This is a genomic window from Amycolatopsis pithecellobii (genome assembly GCF_009707865.1).
Classification (GTDB): Bacteria; Actinomycetota; Actinomycetes; order Mycobacteriales; family Pseudonocardiaceae; genus Amycolatopsis_E; species Amycolatopsis_E pithecellobii.
Window position 1 is genome coordinate 1 of sequence record NZ_WMBA01000074.1, and the last position, 16,200, is coordinate 16,200.

The 16,200-nt window shown below is 69.1% G+C and carries 14 protein-coding genes; 6 read left to right on the forward strand and 8 right to left on the reverse strand.

Annotated features, from left to right (window positions below; all coding sequences use genetic code 11):
- From GKO32_RS32515 to GKO32_RS32535, 5 genes are all read right to left on the reverse strand, one after another.
- Positions 1 to 1,804 (reverse strand): phosphoenolpyruvate carboxykinase (GTP) (locus tag GKO32_RS32515; protein ID WP_154760743.1); only part of this gene is annotated, 1,804 nt, incomplete at its 3' end.
- A gap of 326 nt (positions 1,805 to 2,130) precedes the next feature.
- Positions 2,131 to 2,847 carry a DUF6802 family protein gene (locus GKO32_RS32520; RefSeq protein ID WP_246245068.1) on the reverse strand — a complete coding sequence of 239 codons (717 nt, stop codon included), beginning with the start codon at positions 2,845 to 2,847 and terminating at the stop codon, positions 2,131 to 2,133.
- Between the two features lie 58 nt (positions 2,848 to 2,905).
- Positions 2,906 to 4,732, reverse strand: a complete 1,827-nt coding sequence (locus GKO32_RS32525) for a dynamin family protein (RefSeq protein ID WP_154760744.1) — start codon at positions 4,730 to 4,732, stop codon at positions 2,906 to 2,908.
- A complete protein-coding gene (gene grpE, locus GKO32_RS32530) occupies positions 4,729 to 5,172 on the reverse strand; it encodes a nucleotide exchange factor GrpE (RefSeq protein ID WP_154760745.1) in 444 nt (147 codons plus the stop codon). Before grpE ends, GKO32_RS32525 begins: the two co-directional genes overlap by 4 nt.
- A 5-nt stretch (positions 5,173 to 5,177) precedes the next feature.
- Entirely contained in the window at positions 5,178 to 6,728 is a 1,551-nt protein-coding gene (locus GKO32_RS32535; RefSeq protein ID WP_154760746.1) for a dynamin family protein, read from the reverse strand.
- Between the two features lie 143 nt (positions 6,729 to 6,871).
- Here GKO32_RS32535 and GKO32_RS32540 point away from each other — a divergent pair, with 143 nt between their 5' ends.
- The gene (locus tag GKO32_RS32540) at positions 6,872 to 8,041 is read left to right on the forward strand and encodes a sensor histidine kinase (RefSeq protein WP_154760770.1); all 1,170 of its coding nucleotides are present in this window, start codon (positions 6,872 to 6,874) and stop codon (positions 8,039 to 8,041) included.
- On the forward strand, positions 8,038 to 8,691 hold the full coding sequence (locus GKO32_RS32545) for a response regulator (protein ID WP_154760747.1): 654 nt from the start codon (positions 8,038 to 8,040) through the stop codon (positions 8,689 to 8,691). The genes GKO32_RS32540 and GKO32_RS32545 overlap by 4 nt, the downstream gene beginning before the upstream one ends.
- A 5-nt stretch (positions 8,692 to 8,696) precedes the next feature.
- On the opposite strand, the gene GKO32_RS32550 is transcribed toward GKO32_RS32545, so the two are convergent.
- On the reverse strand, positions 8,697 to 9,596 hold the full coding sequence (locus GKO32_RS32550) for an SDR family oxidoreductase (RefSeq protein ID WP_376766024.1): 900 nt from the start codon (positions 9,594 to 9,596) through the stop codon (positions 8,697 to 8,699).
- A gap of 223 nt (positions 9,597 to 9,819) precedes the next feature.
- On the opposite strand from GKO32_RS32550, the gene GKO32_RS32555 reads away from it, so the two are divergent.
- From GKO32_RS32555 to trmB, 4 genes are all read left to right on the forward strand, one after another.
- A complete protein-coding gene (locus tag GKO32_RS32555) occupies positions 9,820 to 10,761 on the forward strand; it encodes an ABC transporter ATP-binding protein (protein WP_154760749.1) in 942 nt (313 codons plus the stop codon).
- A gap of 15 nt (positions 10,762 to 10,776) precedes the next feature.
- Entirely contained in the window at positions 10,777 to 11,547 is a 771-nt protein-coding gene (locus GKO32_RS32560) for an ABC transporter permease (RefSeq protein ID WP_154760750.1), read from the forward strand.
- A gap of 260 nt (positions 11,548 to 11,807) precedes the next feature.
- On the forward strand, positions 11,808 to 12,383 hold the full coding sequence (locus GKO32_RS32565; protein ID WP_154760751.1) for a hypothetical protein: 576 nt from the start codon (positions 11,808 to 11,810) through the stop codon (positions 12,381 to 12,383).
- Between the two features lie 129 nt (positions 12,384 to 12,512).
- Complete coding sequence (gene trmB / locus GKO32_RS32570; protein WP_312868952.1) at positions 12,513 to 13,217, forward strand: tRNA (guanosine(46)-N7)-methyltransferase TrmB; 705 nt, start codon at positions 12,513 to 12,515, stop codon at positions 13,215 to 13,217.
- 46 nt (positions 13,218 to 13,263) lie between these two features.
- On the opposite strand, the gene GKO32_RS32575 is transcribed toward trmB, so the two are convergent.
- A complete protein-coding gene (locus tag GKO32_RS32575; RefSeq protein ID WP_312868953.1) occupies positions 13,264 to 15,444 on the reverse strand; it encodes an FtsX-like permease family protein in 2,181 nt (726 codons plus the stop codon).
- Positions 15,441 to 16,142: an ABC transporter ATP-binding protein gene (locus GKO32_RS32580; protein WP_154760752.1), complete on the reverse strand. Its 702-nt coding sequence runs from the start codon at positions 16,140 to 16,142 to the stop codon at positions 15,441 to 15,443. The genes GKO32_RS32575 and GKO32_RS32580 overlap by 4 nt, the downstream gene beginning before the upstream one ends.
- Positions 16,143 to 16,200: the final 58 nt, after the last annotated feature.

Below are 16,200 nucleotides of genomic sequence, written 5' to 3' on the forward strand. Positions count from 1 at the left end.
GCTCCAGCTCGTCACGCAGGTTCGACGGGACCCTGTCGCCGATCTTGTCGAACCACTCCTCGATGAGCGGGATCTCCTCGCGCCACTCCTCGGGCTTGACCTCGAGCGCCGCCCGGATGTCCGACAGCGGCTCCTTCAACCCCTCGGTGTCGAGGTCCTCGGCGCGCGGCACGAAGCCGACCGGGGTCTCGACCGCACCGGCCTTGCCCTCGATGCGCTCGATGATCCACTTCAGCACACGCGAGTTCTCACCGAAGCCCGGCCACAGGAAGCGCTTGTCCTCGCCGCGGCGGAACCAGTTGACGTAGAAGATCCTCGGCAGCTTGCCGCCGTCGGCGGATTTGCCCAGCTCGATCCAGTGCTTGAAGTAGTCACCGGCGTGGTAGCCGAGGAACGGCAGCATCGCCATCGGGTCGCGGCGCACCTCGCCGACCTTGCCGGCCGCGGCCGCGGTCTTCTCCGACGACATCGTGGCGCCCATGAAGACACCGTGCTGCCAGTCGCGCGCCTCGCTGACCAGCGGGATCGTGGTCTTGCGGCGACCACCGAAGAGGATGGCAGAGATCGGCACGCCCTGCGGGTCGTCCCACTCCGGCGCCAGCGTCGGCACTTGCGCGATCGGGGTGCAGAACCGCGAGTTCGGGTGCGCGGCCGGAACGTCGGAGTCCGGCGTCCAGTCGTTGCCCTTCCAGTCGGTGAGGTGCGCGGGCGGCTCCTCGGTCAGGCCCTCCCACCACACGTCGCCGTCGTCGGTCAGCGCGACGTTGGTGAAAACCGTGTTGCCCTTCTCGATGGTCTTCATCGCCACCGGGTTGGTCTTCACGCCGGTGCCGGGCGCGACACCGAACAGGCCGAACTCGGGGTTGGTCGCGTACAGCCTGCCGTCCTCGCCGAAACGCATCCACGCGATGTCGTCACCGATGGTCTCGGCGCGCCAGCCGGGGACCGTCGGCTGCAGCATCGCGAGGTTCGTCTTGCCGCAGGCACTCGGGAACGCGGCGGCGACGTAGTACGACTTGTTCTCGGGCGAGATCAGCTTGAGGATCAGCATGTGCTCAGCGAGCCAGCCTTCGTCGCGCGCGAGCACCGAACCGATCCGCAGCGAGAAGCATTTCTTGCCCAGCAAGGAGTTTCCGCCGTACCCCGAGCCGTAGCTCCAGATCGTCCTGGTCTCCGGGAAGTGCGTGATGTACTTCGTGTCGTTGCACGGCCACGGCACATCTTGCTCACCCGGCTCGAGGGGCTTGCCGACCGAGTGCAGCGCGGGCACGAACTCCCGCTCGGTGCCGTCCTCCGTGATGAACTTCTCGAGCGCCGCCTCGCCCATCCGCGTCATCACGCGCATCGACGCGACGACGTAGGCGAAGTCCGTGATCTCGATACCCAGCTTCGGGTCGTCGGCACCGAGCGGTCCCATGCAGAACGGGATGACGTACATCGTGCGACCCCGCATCGAGCCCCGGTAGAGCTCGGTCATGGTCGCCTTCATCTCGTCCGGGTGCATCCAGTTGTTGGTCGGCCCGGCATCCTCTTCGCGCTCGGAGCAGATGAAGGTGCGCTCCTCGACGCGTGCCACGTCACTGGGGTCCGAAGCGGCCCAGAACGAGTTCGGTTTCGCCTCCAACGGGCGGAAAGTGCCCGCTTCGACGAGTTCGGAATTGATCCGCGCGGCCTCTTCCGCGGAGCCGTCGCACCACACCACTCGATCGGGGGTGGTCAGCTCAGCGACCTCCCGCACCCACGCAAGAACCCCGCTGTGCGAGGTCGGTGCCTTGTCCAGTCCCGGGATGGCTACTGCAGTCATTCCTTCTCCTGACTTCGACGGGAGGAGCCCGCGACCGGACGCGCAAGTCCGGAGGCGGGCTCCTTCGCCGGCGACCGAATGGCTTCGCACACCGGCTGGCGACCGGTGTGCCGAAAATTGGGATTCTTCGAGGTTAGCCGCCACAGCGGCTCCTAACCGAGCCCTGAGCTGTCGGTTCTCTCACAAGAACGATCAGGGAATCGATTCAGATATCGCTGAACCGGCCTAGCGCAAAAGATTTTTGTCCGACGGCGTGATCTCCCCGAAACCTGGGCAACGAAAAAGCCGGCTTCCCCACAGGGAAAGCCGGCTCTCGAGGACGCTTTTCAGTTCTGTGAGATCCATTGCCCGGTGCCGGAGTCGATCTTCGCCACACCCTCGACGACGGTGTCGTGACCGATGCCCCAGAACTGGTCACTGTCGGGGCGCACGTCCGCCGAAGCCTCGGTCCATTCGCCGGCACCGGTGTGATCGTAGGTGTGCGACTCGCCATCCGGCGTGATGACCGTCTGCACATCGGCATTGCCGTCACCGTCGAGATCGGTGAACAGGTGGGTGCCGTCCGCGCCGGTCATGATCGCGGTGTCGGCGGTGCCGTCGTTGTTGCTGTCGACCGTCGCATGCCCGAGGTCGACAGTGCCGTCGGCGAGGTCGGCGTGGAGGTCACCCTGCAGGCCGGCCTGGTTTTCGCTACCGCTGGAAGTGGAACCGGTGCCGTCCTCGGCGATCCAGTCACCGGTGCTCGCGTCGAACCGGGCCCTGTCGACGACCTCGCCTCGCAGGTCGGTGTGCAGGTACTCGTCGGCGCGGCCGTCACCGTCGTGGTCGACGTACGCGGTGGTCGTGCCGTCGGCGTTGTCCAGGCGGACGGCGTCGTCCTCACCGTCGTGGTCGATGTCGAAGTTCACCTCGGCGGTGTAGCTCTGACCTTCGACGGAGATTTCCATTTCACTCTCGTGCCCGGTGCCCGTCGCGTCGGCACCACCGGCCTCGTCGATCCACACGGCCCGCTTCTCCCCACTTCCGAGGTTGGTGATCGGCAACTTGGACTCACCGTATGCCGGTTCGGTTCCCGGACACAACCAGCGTCATCGCCCGTAGTCAGTGCTGTTCACGGATTGTGCGCAGACGGGAAAGCAGGTTCTCCGCGCGGTCGCGGCCGTCGCCGACCTCGCGGATCCGCCTGCTCAGCTCCGCGAGCCGCCCGGCCCGCTCCTGCGCATCCATCTTTATCGCCTTGTCGACTTCTTTGAGCTGGCTCTCGATGTTCTCGATGCGCCTGCCCAGCGCGTCGTCGAGGGCCAGTGACAGCTGCTGCTCGGCCTCGATGAGCTGCTCGGCGACGAGCTGGTCGAGCGTCGAGCGAGCTTCGGCGATGGATTCGACGAGCCACTGCTTCATGTGCTGTTTGTCGGCCGCGTGCTTGCGGGTGCGCGCCATCCACCACCCGGCGCCGAGCCCGATCACGATCGTCGCGGGCAGCACGACGGGGTTGAGCAGGGCGACCCCGGCCAGCGGCAGCGCCGCGATCTTGCCCGCGCCGACCCCGCCGGAGACTCCCATGAACACCAGCAGCTTGTCCTCGGACGTCGGCGGCCGCTTGTCCGGCGGGCGCAGCACGACCTGCGGCCCGTCGGTGCGCATGAACTGGGCCCGGATGACGTCCAGCTCCTCCGCGGCGAACAGGTCCGCCAGCGCGACGTCGGTCACGCGGTTGAGTCGCTGCGCCATCACCGCGGACACCCGCTGCGAGATCATCCGCAGCGCCGCGTCGACCTGGTGCGGCAGTTCATGCAGCTGATCCCGCTTTGCGCCCTCGATCTGCTGGCGGAACCACGACTGCGCGTCCCGCATCTGGCGGCTGGACTCGTGCCCGAGATCGACCCGCGCACGCTGGATCTCGCCGCGCAGTCGTAGCTGCCAGCCGCGGGTGGACGAGCGCCGCTGGACCGCGAGCTGGTCCCGGCGCGCGCGCAGTGCTTCGGCTTCGGCCTCGCCGGAGGACAGCGCGCGCTGCTCCGTGGACAGGATCGCGCGCCGCTCGCCGAGTGCCGTGGCGAGCGCGCGCAACGTGTTGGCCTCGCCGAGCATCGCCGAGCGGCCGACCAGCTCCTCCTGCATCGCCTCCTGCAGCTCGATCACGCCTGACTGAGCGCGCAGCATCGTCGCGGCCTGCTCGTTCGGCGCGCGGCCAGCCAGCTCGAACATCCGGGCCGAGAGCGGATGAAACGGACTGTCGGCGAACCGGGGCGCGTGCTCGTCCAGCAGTTGCCGGTCGGTCTCGAGCACTTCACGCCAGCCGCGGAACTGGTCCGTTTTGGACAGTGCGAAGAACACCGTCTCGACACGATCGCCGACCTTGCGCAGGAAATCCAGTTCGCCGGCGGTGAACGGCGCCGACGCGTCGACCACGAACAGCAGCGCGGTCGCGTTCGCCACCGCCTCCATCGCGAGTTCACCGTGCATCGAGTTGAGCCCGCCGACCCCTGGAGTGTCTACTATGGACACACGTTCCAGTATCGGCACCGGCCCGGTCACCTCGACGTAGCGCGGGGGGAGCTGCCCCTCGGGCAGTTCGCGCGCCGCCGACGCCCAGCGGTCGAGCTCCTCCAGCGGGATGCCGACCGGTGCGAGCTGGCCGGGGTAACAGGCCTGCGCCGACCACTCCGGCGCGTGGTCGAAAACCAGGTACGTCGCGGTGGCCACATCCGCGTCGACCGGGGACAACCCCGGGCTCGCGAGCAGCGCGTTGACCAGCGAGCTCTTGCCGCGGTTGGTCTCACCCACCACCACGACCGACGGTTTGCGCTTGCGGGTGCGGCGGATGTCCTCGACCCACTTCGCCGCTTCCGGATCGTTGTCCCGCAACAACGTCAGCAGGACATCGCGGGCCTGCTTGACCTGGTTGGGCAGCGCCGTGACGGTCATCGTTTCGTGTATACCGTGACGACCGGGGCGCGCAGCAGCTGGTTGTGATCGGCGAAGCCGACCACCTCGGTTTCCGCGACGACGCCGTCCAGCGCCGGGTCATCGGTCAGCACGGCACCGGCCGCCTCGTGCAATGCCGGGTCGAAGCGCTGGCCGTCCGGTCTGACCGCGGTCACCCCGATGCCGGCCAGCCCCTGCTCGATGCGCTCGACCACGCCGCCACTGCGCGCCCGGTCGAGTGCGTAGAGACACAGCTGAATGAGCGCCTGACGATCGGCCAGCGCCCGGTCCAACACCGACGTCACATCGTGCTCCGACGCATCGCCGGCGGCCGCGGTTCCGTCGGCCTCCTCGATGATCTTCGCCATGCTCAGCGCCGGGATCTGCCCGGTCGGATCGTCCACCTCCGGGTCCGGCTCCCGGCGAAACCACGCAGGCATTCCGCTCACCCCCGGTTCTCGCGGAGTTGTTGCCAGATCAGGAAATACGCGCGATGCACGACATGCGCCACCCGGCTCTGCGCCGGTGTCGCACCGAACGACGCGAACGAGCGCCACCAGCCCGCCCGCTCCAGCGCGTGCGCAGCGAGCTCGGCGCGTGTGCCGCCCGGCAGGCCCAGCTGCGCGCCGACCTCGGCGTTGCTACCCACACGCAACACCTCTTCGGCGAGATCCTCGGGCATGTCCACCGCGCCGGCGACCACCAGCGTCAGCGCCTCCAGCAGGCGCAGCTGATGCGCCTCGGGCCTCGCGAGCAACACCTCGATCGCGTCGTGCACCCGCTGCCGCTCGGCCGGGTTGCCCGACGCGTGCGCGAGCGCGGTCACCGAAGCGAGCGCGGCGGCGGCCTTGATCCCGTCGGCGCGGGCGGCGAACACGACCTCCACGCGGGCCCGGACGGCGGCCAGCCCGGACGCCTCCAGCAACATCCGGCGCAGCGCACCCGCGGTGATGGCGGGGTCGGCCCGAATCGCGTCGATCGCGCAGCGCACGCCGTAGAGGTCGAGCTTTTCCAGTAGCCGCAAGCGGGTTCCGGCCGGTACCGGGCAGTCCCAGCTGGTGAAGATGTCCGCCGCGACGAGCAAGGTGTCCACAGTGTCCTCGTCCAAAGTGGACAGCTGGCGCAAGGTTTCCGCGTCGGCGGCGGTGAAGCGGCCCGCTTCGGCGGACTCGGCGATCAGGCCGATCACCGGCAGCACGTCCGCGACCCGCGGTTTGAGCAGCGTGGCCTGCTTCTCGGCGAGGATGGTGGCGGCCTTCCAGACATCATTGCCCGCGCCCTGCACCGACTCGGGTGCGATGGTGTCGGCCTTGTTGAGCACCGCGATCGCGTTGACCGGGCCGGCCTCCCGGCTCGCCGTCGCCGCGGTGAACGCGGCGAGCGCCTGCCGGTCGTCCGCGCGCACGCCCTGCGTCACCACGTACAGCACGGCCTCCGCCCCGGCGACGGCATGCTGCGACGTCGTGTCCAACTCGCCTGGGTCTTCCGTGCCCTCTTCCGGCTTGACCGCGCCGAGCAGCTCCTCGGTGCGGGACACCGACGCCGCGTCGAGCGAACCGAGGCCTGGCGTGTCGATGACGGTGATGCCCTGCAACACCGCGTTCGTCAGGTACGCCTCGATATGGGACACCTCGGCGATGTCCACACCCAGCTCGGCGGGGATGCTCCCGTCCGCGGCGAACGGCAGTACCTGCTTGCGCCCGCCCTTGAACACCACCTCGATGCGGTCCACCGTGCCGTACTGGAACCGGGTCACCAGGCGCGTGCACTCGCCGACGTCCGTCGGCGCGACACAGCGCCCGATCAACGCGTTGACGAGGGTGGACTTACCGGACTTGATCCGCCCGGCGACCGCGAGCTGCAATGGCGCGCCGAGCCTGCGGATCACCTCGGCGAAGCCCGCAGCCGTGCGCGCGGACACCTGCGGCTGCAACCGGCGGCACAGGTCGGCCACCGACCTCGACAAGGGGCCGGCAAGGCGACCCGGGTCCGTCAACGTCGCCCCCCTCCCACAGCGCGCAGTACACGGGAATCCTGCCACGAGTCGTCCCCTGGTCCCACCGAAGGTGCTACCGCCGGATGACGCGGAGCCAGGACCGTGCGACCTAGGGTGGCTGGGTGCGGCGACTGAGTTTGTGGATGCGAGCGCACCCGGTGGTCGGGGACAGCCTGCTCGCCGCGTTGCTGCTCTTGGTCGACCTGCTGCTGTTCGTGGTCGACTCGACGCACCCGCACCCCAGCATGAAACCGTGGTACGTCACGATTCCCGTCGATCTGGTGATGACACTGCCGATCGCGTTCCGGCGGCGCTCACCGATGATCGTGGCGTATGTCGTGCTGGTCGTCAGCATCGTGCACAGCGTGCTGCAGCTCGGGATTTCGAGCCTGACCGCGAGTGCGATCGCGCTGTACACGCTCGTCGTCTACGTCAACCGGAAGCAGGCGGCCTGGTATCTGGTTGCGCAGGTGATCACCGGCGGGATCCAGCTCGGGCTGACCTGGCAGTCCTCGAACTGGATCATCACCATCCTGATCGTGCTGACGTTCGCGTTTTCGTGGGTGCTCGGGGAGTTCGTCGGCGCCCGGCGCGCGTACCAGACGGAGCTCGAAGCGCGACTGCATCTGCTGGAGACCGAACGTGACCACGCCAGCCGGATCGCCGTCGTACAGGAACGCGGCCGGATCGCGCGCGAGCTGCATGACGTCGTGGCGCATGCGGTGAGCGTCATCGTGGTGCAGGCCGATGGCGCGTCGTACGCCGTGCGCTCAAACCCCGACCTGGCCGAGCGGGCGGTGCAGACAATCTCCGCGACCGGCCGGGAAGCGCTCGCGGAGCTGCGGCGGCTGCTGGACGTGCTGCGCAACGAAGACGGCGACGGGGTTCCGCGGATCCCGCAACCGGACGCGGAGTCGCTCGCCGAACTGGTCGAGCGGGTGCGGCAGGCCGGGGTGCCGGTGCGACTGGAGATCGACGGCACGCTCAGCGGGCTGCCGACCGGCGTTTCGCTGGGGGTGTACCGGATTGTGCAGGAGTCTCTGACGAACACGTTGAAACACGCGGGACAAGGCGCGCGGGCGGACGTGCGGGTGGTACGCGGGGAGAACTTGGTGGAGGTTTTCGTCACCGATGACGGGGCGGGCAAGGCACGGGCGCTGGTGCCGGCAGCGGAACCGCCGCTGCCCGGCGGCAACGGCGTGATCGGGATGCGCGAGCGCGCGAACGTGTACGGCGGTTCGCTCGAGGTCGGCCCCGCGCCCGGCGGCGGATGGCAGGTACACGCGACGTTGCCCGTGAGGTTGGCGCCTTGATCCGGGTAGTCGTGGTGGACGATCAAGAGCTGATGCGGGCAGGGTTCCGGATGGTGTTCGGCGCGCAGGAAGACATCGACCTGATCGGCGAGGCCGGTGACGGTGCCGAGGCGGTGCGGCTGGCCGAGCGGCTGCGGCCCGATGTGGTGCTGATGGACGTCCGGATGCCGGTGCTCGACGGGGTCGAGGCGACGAAGCAGATCGTCGAGGCGGGCACGTCGCGGGTGCTGGTGATGACCACGTTCGATCTCGACGAGTACGTGTACGCGGCGTTGCAGGGCGGGGCGAGCGGGTTCCTGTTGAAGGACACGCCACCCGCGGATCTGGTGTCCGCGCTGCACGCCGTGGCCAGCGGTGAGGCCGTGGTGTCGCCGTCGGTGACCCGGCGGCTGCTGGACCGCTTCGTCACCGGCGGCGGCCCCTTGCGGGACGAGTCGGAGTTGCAGGTCCTGACCGACCGCGAGCGCGAAGTGCTGGTGCTGATCGCGAAAGGCCTGGCGAACGTCGAGATCGCCGAAACCCTGTTCCTGTCCGAGGCGACGGTGAAAACCCACGTCGGACGGATCCTGGCGAAACTCGGGCTGCGGGACCGGGTGCAGGCGGTGGTGCTCGCCTACGAGACGGGCCTGATCCGGCCAGGGCAGGGCTGAGCCGGTCACCGGAAGCGGGCGGCGTCCGCGTCGGCCGGATCGATGCCGGCGCCGCGGACTTCGGTGAGCCACCGGCCGAAATCCGGGCGGGTGCCGTCGACGTCGGTGAAACCGTAGGTGTGCATCAAGGTCCACGACGCGAGCGTGCGCCCCGCGAAGCGGGAAACTTCGGGATCGGTGGCGAGTGCGGCGACACCACGGCCCACATACGCCGGAGTTTCCGATACAGCGAAATCGAGCGGCGCTGTTTTACCCACCGCATCGCGCCAATTCCCCTCCGTCACGCCGAATATGTCAAGCATGGCTTCCGAGCGCAGAAATCCCGGCGTGACCGCCATTCCGGTGGCACCGAACTTCGCGAGTTCGACACCCAGCCCGCGGCCGATCGCGCGAATACTGCTTTTCGCCACGTGATAACCGATCGTCGGGCCGACATAATCGTCGTTGTCGCCATCGGTCACCTCGATGACCAGACCACCCGGCTCGGAGACCACCAGCGGCAGCAGCCGGTGCAGCGCGATCAGATGCGTGTCCACCGCACCGCGGACCATCGCCAGCGCCTTGTCCAGATCGGCCTCCCAATACGGCACGTCCCACTCGATGAACCTGTCCCCACCCCAGACATCGTCGACGAGGACGTGCACCCGGCCGCCGATCCGCGCGCGCAGAGCGTCCACATCGGACACTGAGGAGAAGTCGCAGCGTACGGCCACCCCGTGACCGCCTGCCGCGTCCACCAACTCGGCCGTCTCCTCGATGGTCTCCGCGCGCCCCATCGGCGACGCCGACTCCCGCGTCGTCCGCCCCGTGACGTACACCGTCGCGCCGAGCCTGCCCAGCTCGACCGCGATCGCGCGGCCACATCCCCTGGTCGCGCCCGTGACGACCGCGACCTTGCCCGCCAACGTGTTGTCCATGCGCCGCAACCTACCCGGCACCCCCGACAAAACGGGCCGTGAAGCTCAGGGGTGAGTCAGGGTCATTCCCGATCGCGCGCGGCGCGCAGTCACGGGAAGCTAGTCCCGCAGTCGGGTGGAAGTTCGGCCTCCAGGATGACGCGTACGCGCCGCCCGATCAGAAATGATGTGCCATCGAGGGGCAATCGAAGGTCTGATAAGGGGAGCAGTCATGATCGAGGCAGAGGGCCTCACCAAGCGATATGGCAAGACGCTGGCGGTGAACAACCTTTCCTTCAGCGTCGAACCTGGCCAGGTGACCGGGTTTCTCGGTCCCAACGGGGCCGGCAAATCCACCACGATGCGAATGATTCTCGGGCTCGACAACCCGACTTCCGGCCAGGTGCGCATCGGCGGAAAGCGCTACCACGATCTCAAGCAGCCGTTGCGCACGGTGGGTGCCCTGCTCGAAGCGAAATGGGTGCACCCCAACCGGTCCGCGCGTTCCCACCTGGCGTGGATGGCCAAGTCGAACAAGATCCCCGCGCGCCGCGTCGACGAGGTGCTCGACATCGTCGGGCTGAGCAGCGTCGCGAACAAGCGCGCCGGTGGCTTCTCGCTCGGCATGTCGCAGCGGCTCGGCATCGCCGGCGCGCTGCTCGGTGACCCGGAAGTCCTGCTGTTCGACGAGCCGGTGAACGGCCTGGACCCGGAGGGCATCCTCTGGATCCGCAAGTTCATGCACCGGCTGGCCGACGAGGGCCGCACCGTGTTCGTCTCCAGCCACCTGCTGTCGGAGATGGCGCTGACCGCGTCCCACCTCGTCGTGATCGGCAAGGGGCAGCTGATTTCGCAGAGCACGACGAAGGAGTTCGTCGCGCGCGCCGCGGAGAACACCGTCAAGGTGCGCAGCCCGCAGCTGGACCAGCTGCGTCCCTTGATGGAACGCGCCGGCGCCACGTTCACCGAGTCCGACGGGGGGCTGCTGGTGGCCGACCTGGAGAGCGAAAAGATCGGTGAGCTGGCCGCGCAGAACGGCGTGGTGCTGCACGAACTGAGCCCGCAGACGGGCTCGCTGGAGCAGGCGTTCATGCAGATCACCGGCGACTCTGTCGAGTACCACACCGGCCTGGAGGCCGAAGCGCAGCAGGTGCTCGAGCCGAGCGCCAAGTAGGGGAGACGAAAGACCATGACTCTGCTCGCAGTAGAACGCATCAAACTGTTCACCACGCGCTCGCCGTGGTGGTGCGCGCTCATCACGCTCGTGCTGACCATCGGCTTCGCGGCGCTGGTCGTGGGCAACTCGAACGACCAGGAGATTCCCGCCACCGTCGCGTCGACGCAGTTCGGCTACGCCTTCGGGATGGCCGTGATCATGGTGCTGGCCGCGCTGGCGGTCACCACCGAGTACCGCTTCGGCACGATTCGCACGACCTTCCAGGCGGTCCCGCACCGCACGTCGGCGCTGCTGGCCAAGACGACCGTGGTCGCGTTGCTCGCGCTGGTCATCGGCGAGGTGAGCGCCTTCGGCTCATGGGGTGTCGGCAAGCTGCTCAAGCCGAACGCGGACCTGGCGCTGAACAGTTCCGCGGACTGGATCAACGTCGCCGGTGTCGGCGTGGTGTACGCGCTGGCCGCGGTGATCGCGGTCGCCATCGGGGTGCTGATCCGGCACAGCGCGGGTGCCATCGCGCTGCTGCTGATCTACTCGCTCGCCGTGGAGAGCCTGGTCCGGCTCATCCCGAGCATCGGTGACGACATCTACAAGTGGATGCCGTTCAACGTCGCGAACAAGTTCCTGACCGGCAGCGGCGCGTCGAACGGGAGCCGTGCCGCCGACGCGGGCAGCCCCATGTCGACGGCCGTGCTGGGCCAGGGCTGGTCGCTGGCGTACTTCGCCGGCTTCGCGGCGATCCTGCTGATCGCGGCCATCTGGTCGGCGAACCGGCGGGACGCGTAAGGACCCACCACAGGGGAACTCCGGTTACCAGCGCGAATTCGGGGCCGCGCCGACCGGACAGGGGAAAGGAAAGTCCGGGCCGCCAATCGGGGGGTGGCCCGGACTTTCTCGCGTTCGCAGGTAAATAGCCGGGAACCGTTGGGCAATCCAGGTTAAGTCGTCGTAAATGCTCTGTGTTGGGCCTCACAGGGGGCAGACATCGCCTGGTTGACCAGTAAATTGGACGTACCACGTCAGGAACTCCCCTTTGGAGGTGACCCTTGACGGTGGACATCGGACGAGAAATCAGTATCCCCGTTCCCGGTCCGCGCACTGTGGCGCATCAGCCCTTTCTCGAACCTCTCGGCGGCCTTGAATGGTCGCAGGCGATCGAGCTACCCCGGGACGCCGCGATGGCGACCAGACCGGCGGAAATCCGCCGGGCGTGGATCCATCGCGCCCCGGAAAGCGAGGTGCTGGCTCTGTACCACGCGGTGACGGCAAGCGGCGAGCCGATCGCGTCGCCATGGTGGTTGCGCGCGCTCGCCGACGGCCGGCTCGAATCCCGGGCCGACGGGTTCCGCGTCGAGGACCGGATCGCGCAGCTCCTGGCGCGGCGGCCGGGCTGGGAGTACGTGCCGTGGGCCGCCGACGCGGAGTCGGGGTACTGGGAGTTCATGCCGTCCGAAGGCGGCCGGTCGGGCCACCGCATGCCGACGACGCTGCTGAACACCAGCAGACACGCCGGCTGGATCGACGTGTTGCCCGCCCACAGCGGAACCACCCCGCAACCGGTGGCGGTCGCCGGCCTCGCCGGACTCCGCTCCCGACTGGGGGAGTTCGAGGCGGTGCGCTAAAAGGGGTTTTCAACCACCCTGGCAACTGAGGAGGCGATCCCGGAGCCAGGGGCCGCCTCAGGTTCCGCTACCCGCACCGCCACGCAAGCTCCTTTCAGCGGCGTCTCACTGCCCGGCTAGTTTGGGTAGGTGGAGAGCGAGCACCAACCACGGCTGCGCAGTGTCGTCAGCTATGTCCAGCGCGGTGGCCGGATGACCGTCGGGCAGCAGCGGGCGTGGGAGCACACCTGGCCGCAGCTGGGCCGGAAGGTGGCGGAACTGCCGCCGGGGCCCCTCGATTTCGCCGGGTGGTTCGGCCGGTCGGCGCCGGTGCTGCTGGAGATCGGCTCCGGCATGGGGGAGACGACGGCGCAACTCGCCGCCGCGGAGCCGGAGGTCAACTACGTCGCCGTCGAGGTGTACGAAGCGGGGCTCGGCCAGTTGATGCTGCGTGCCGAGAAGCTGGCGCTGGACAATCTGCGGCTGCTCCACGGGGACGCGGTCATCCTGCTGACGCAGCACATCGAGCCCGGCACGCTGTCGGGTGTGCGGATCTTCTTCCCCGACCCGTGGCCGAAGAAGCGCCACCACAAGCGCCGTCTCGTGCAGCCCGAGTTCATCTCGCTGGTCGCGTCGCGGCTCGCGCCGGGCGGGATGCTGCATCTCGCCACGGACTGGGCCGACTATGCCGATCAGATGCTCGCGGTGTGTGGGGCGGAACCGTTGCTGCGCAACAGGTTTCCCGACTGGGCACCACGCCCCGGCTGGCGCCCGGTGACGAAGTTCGAGCAACGCGCGAACGAGGAAGGCCGGGTCAGCCGCGACCTGATCTTCGAACGGCTGCCCGGCACATGAAAGCCGGGGTGCCGCCCCCGACGAACGGCACCCCGGCTCTCCCCCTTTACTCGTCGGCGAGCGGTTCCGCGCGCACCCGGTTGAGTGCGGGTGTGCACACCGACGCCGCCAGTACCGCGACCCCGGCACCCAGTACGACAGGCGCGAGCAGCCACGGCGTCAACACGACCCCCGCCTCGCCTCCGCTGAGACCGAACAGCCCGAGCCCCACCAGCATTCCGGCCACGCCGGCACCGATCGTCGCCGCGAGCGCGGGCAGGGCCGCCTCGGCACGCAGTGCCCGCGACAGCACCCGGACCGGCGTGCCGGCCGCCATCAGCGCACCGAACGTGCGGCGCCGGTCCAGCACCGAACCCGCGGTCGCGATGGCCGCGCTGCAGCCGGCGAGCACCGCGGCCGCGACCAGGCCGATCACGGTGACCCGGCGCAGGTCGGCCAGTTCGTTCTGCTGGACGGCGAGATGGACATCCCGGCTGTAAACGCTTTCAGCGCCGACGGTCAGCGCGGTGCGCACGGTCTCCGGGTCGCTCCCCGCGGTGGACGCCGCCACATAGGCGTCCTCCGGCACGACGCCCGGCGGCAGCGCGCCCGGATCGATGATCGCGGGCAGGGTCGCGTCGGAATCCAGCGGCCGCAAGGACTTCATCGGCACCCCCGGCGCGAACGGCACGCCACCCACCCGGTACCCGGACAGGTTGCGGGTGCTGTACACCGCCGGCCCGGACGCGCAGCTCACCTCGATGCGCAACAACGCGGGCGCTTGCGCACACGGCAGCACCAGCGCGTACGCGTGCGAGCCGTTCACCGACGTCAGATCCGCCTCGCCCACCTCGAAGGCTCGTGACTGCTGGCCGTAGCGAGCCAGCCGGTCGTTCGCCTGCGCGGTGATTTCGCCTGCCCGCTCCGGCGACGCGCTCACCTCCATGACCGAGTCCCGGAACGTGCCGCCACCGCCTGCCATGCCACTGAAACTGGGCAGCAGGACCAGCGCCATCGAACCGATGAACACCGCGAGCACCACTCCGGCCGAGGCCCGGTACGCGCCACGCGGATCGTCGAGCAACCGCCGGCCGGCCAGCAACCCGGACGGGTTGCGCCACAACCGCGTGAAAACCCGGCCCACCGCGTAGGTGATCCACGGCCCCACGACCACCGCCGACCCGACGACCAGCAGCAACCCGAACAGCACCATCGTGGTGCTGGGCGAGTCACTCGACACCGCGTAGGTGAAGAACCCGCCGGCCACCGGCAGTGCGAGCAACCTCCAGGCGCGCAACGGTTTCGGCGTGTGCGCCGACACCGCACCGACCGGGTTGCGCACCACTCGCCGCAGCCCCAGCACGGCCGCGGCCAGCACGAGCAGCGGCATCGCGAGGACCAGCGCCACGGTGAGCGCCGCCGGCAACGCGAAGTCGCTCGGGAGCCACGTCCCGCCGTCCCACGGCACGAACGTGGCAAGACGCTGCAGCAGGGGGCTCACGGCGAGCCCGAGCAACGCGCCGGCGGCCGCGGCGATCCCCGTCTCCGCCGCGACGATGCCGGTGACCTGCCCCGGGGTGGCCCCCGCGAGGCGCAGCGCCGCCAGCCTCCGCTCCCGGCGGGCGGCGGTCAGCCGGGACGACGACGCGACGAGCACGAGGCTCGGCACGATCAGCACCACGACGCCGACCCCGGACAGCAGCCCGAGCAGCGGGTCCACGCCTGCGTTGTCCGCGGTCTGGAAACCCGGCACCTGATAGGCATCGGCCGGCATCTCGTCCGGCGCATGCCCGACGAGTGCGACCATCTGGTCCGGATACTTCAACGCCCGGTCGTCGAGCGTGCCGGCGATCTTTCCCGGGAACCTGTCGGCCAGCTGCGAAGCCGGCAACGCGTGCATGCGCTCGAACAGGGCCGGCGACACCAGGACCTCGCCGGGCCGCGGGAACCGTGGCACCCCGGGCGGCAACGCGATGTTGTCCACTGTGGACGCTACGTCGATGCGGGTGATCTCCTTGTCACCGGTGTAGTCCGAGCCGTGCTCGATGAGCATGGCCGAGCCCTTCGCGTCGTAGTCGATCTCCTGCCAGCCGGACCGTTCGGCCCTCGCCTTCGTCGCGAACGGCAGGCTCACCAGCAGCAGCACCAGCCCGGTCGCGATGGCGACGCCGACCGCCGTCAGGATCGTCGAGGTCCGGGCCCGGCCGTCCAGCCGCAGCACCCGGAACGCGAGCCGAGCCGGGTTCACGCGACCGCCCCCACCGCGGTCGCGTGCACCCGGCCGTCCCGGATGGTGACGGTCCTCGGCAGCGACTGAGCCAGCTCCCGGTCATGCGTCACGATCAGCACCGACGCCCCCGCATCGGCGGCCGCGACCAGCAGCGCATCCATCGTGTCCTTGCCGGTCCTGGTGTCCAGCGCACCGGTCGGTTCGTCCGCGAAGATCACCTTCGGCCGGTGGGTGAGCGCTCGCGCGATCGCGACGCGCTGCGCCTGGCCGCCGGACAGTTCGCCCGGCCTGCTGCCACCCCGGCCGTCGAGCCCGAGCCGGGCCAGCCAGTCACGCGCGGCGGCGAGCGCCTGCCGGCGGCCGGTCCCGCCGAGCAGCATCGGCAACGCGACGTTCTCCTCCGCGGTCAGCTCGTCGACCAGCATCCCCTGCTGGAAGACGAATCCGAAGTCCCGGCGCCGCAGCTCGCTGCGCTTGCGCTCGGACAACTGGTCGATCCGTTGCCCACCAAGGAAAATCTCGCCTTCGTCGGCTCGGATGATGCCGCCGAGGATGTGCAGGAGCGAAGTCTTGCCCGAACCGGAAGGCCCGACGATCGCGATCGCCTCGCCCGGCTGGACGTCGATGTCGACGCCCGCCAGCGCGTGCTGCGTGCCGTACCGCTTCACCAGCCCCCGGCCGGACAGCACCGCTGCGTCGTTCCGCTGTGTTGTCATGCCCAGCAGGTTGCCGATTGGTATGGGCCAGGCGGATCGGCCGATCGGCCGATGTGCG

Coding starts and splice junctions, on each gene's coding strand:
- GKO32_RS32525 (WP_154760744.1), bottom strand. CDS start 4,732: ATGACCGTCACGGCGCTGCCCAACCAGGTCAAGCAGGCCCGCGATGTC.
- grpE (WP_154760745.1), bottom strand. CDS start 5,172: ATGCCTGCGTGGTTTCGCCGGGAGCCGGACCCGGAGGTGGACGATCCG.
- GKO32_RS32540 (WP_154760770.1), top strand. CDS start 6,872: ATGCGAGCGCACCCGGTGGTCGGGGACAGCCTGCTCGCCGCGTTGCTG.
- GKO32_RS32555 (WP_154760749.1), top strand. CDS start 9,820: ATGATCGAGGCAGAGGGCCTCACCAAGCGATATGGCAAGACGCTGGCG.
- GKO32_RS32560 (WP_154760750.1), top strand. CDS start 10,777: ATGACTCTGCTCGCAGTAGAACGCATCAAACTGTTCACCACGCGCTCG.
- GKO32_RS32580 (WP_154760752.1), bottom strand. CDS start 16,142: ATGACAACACAGCGGAACGACGCAGCGGTGCTGTCCGGCCGGGGGCTG.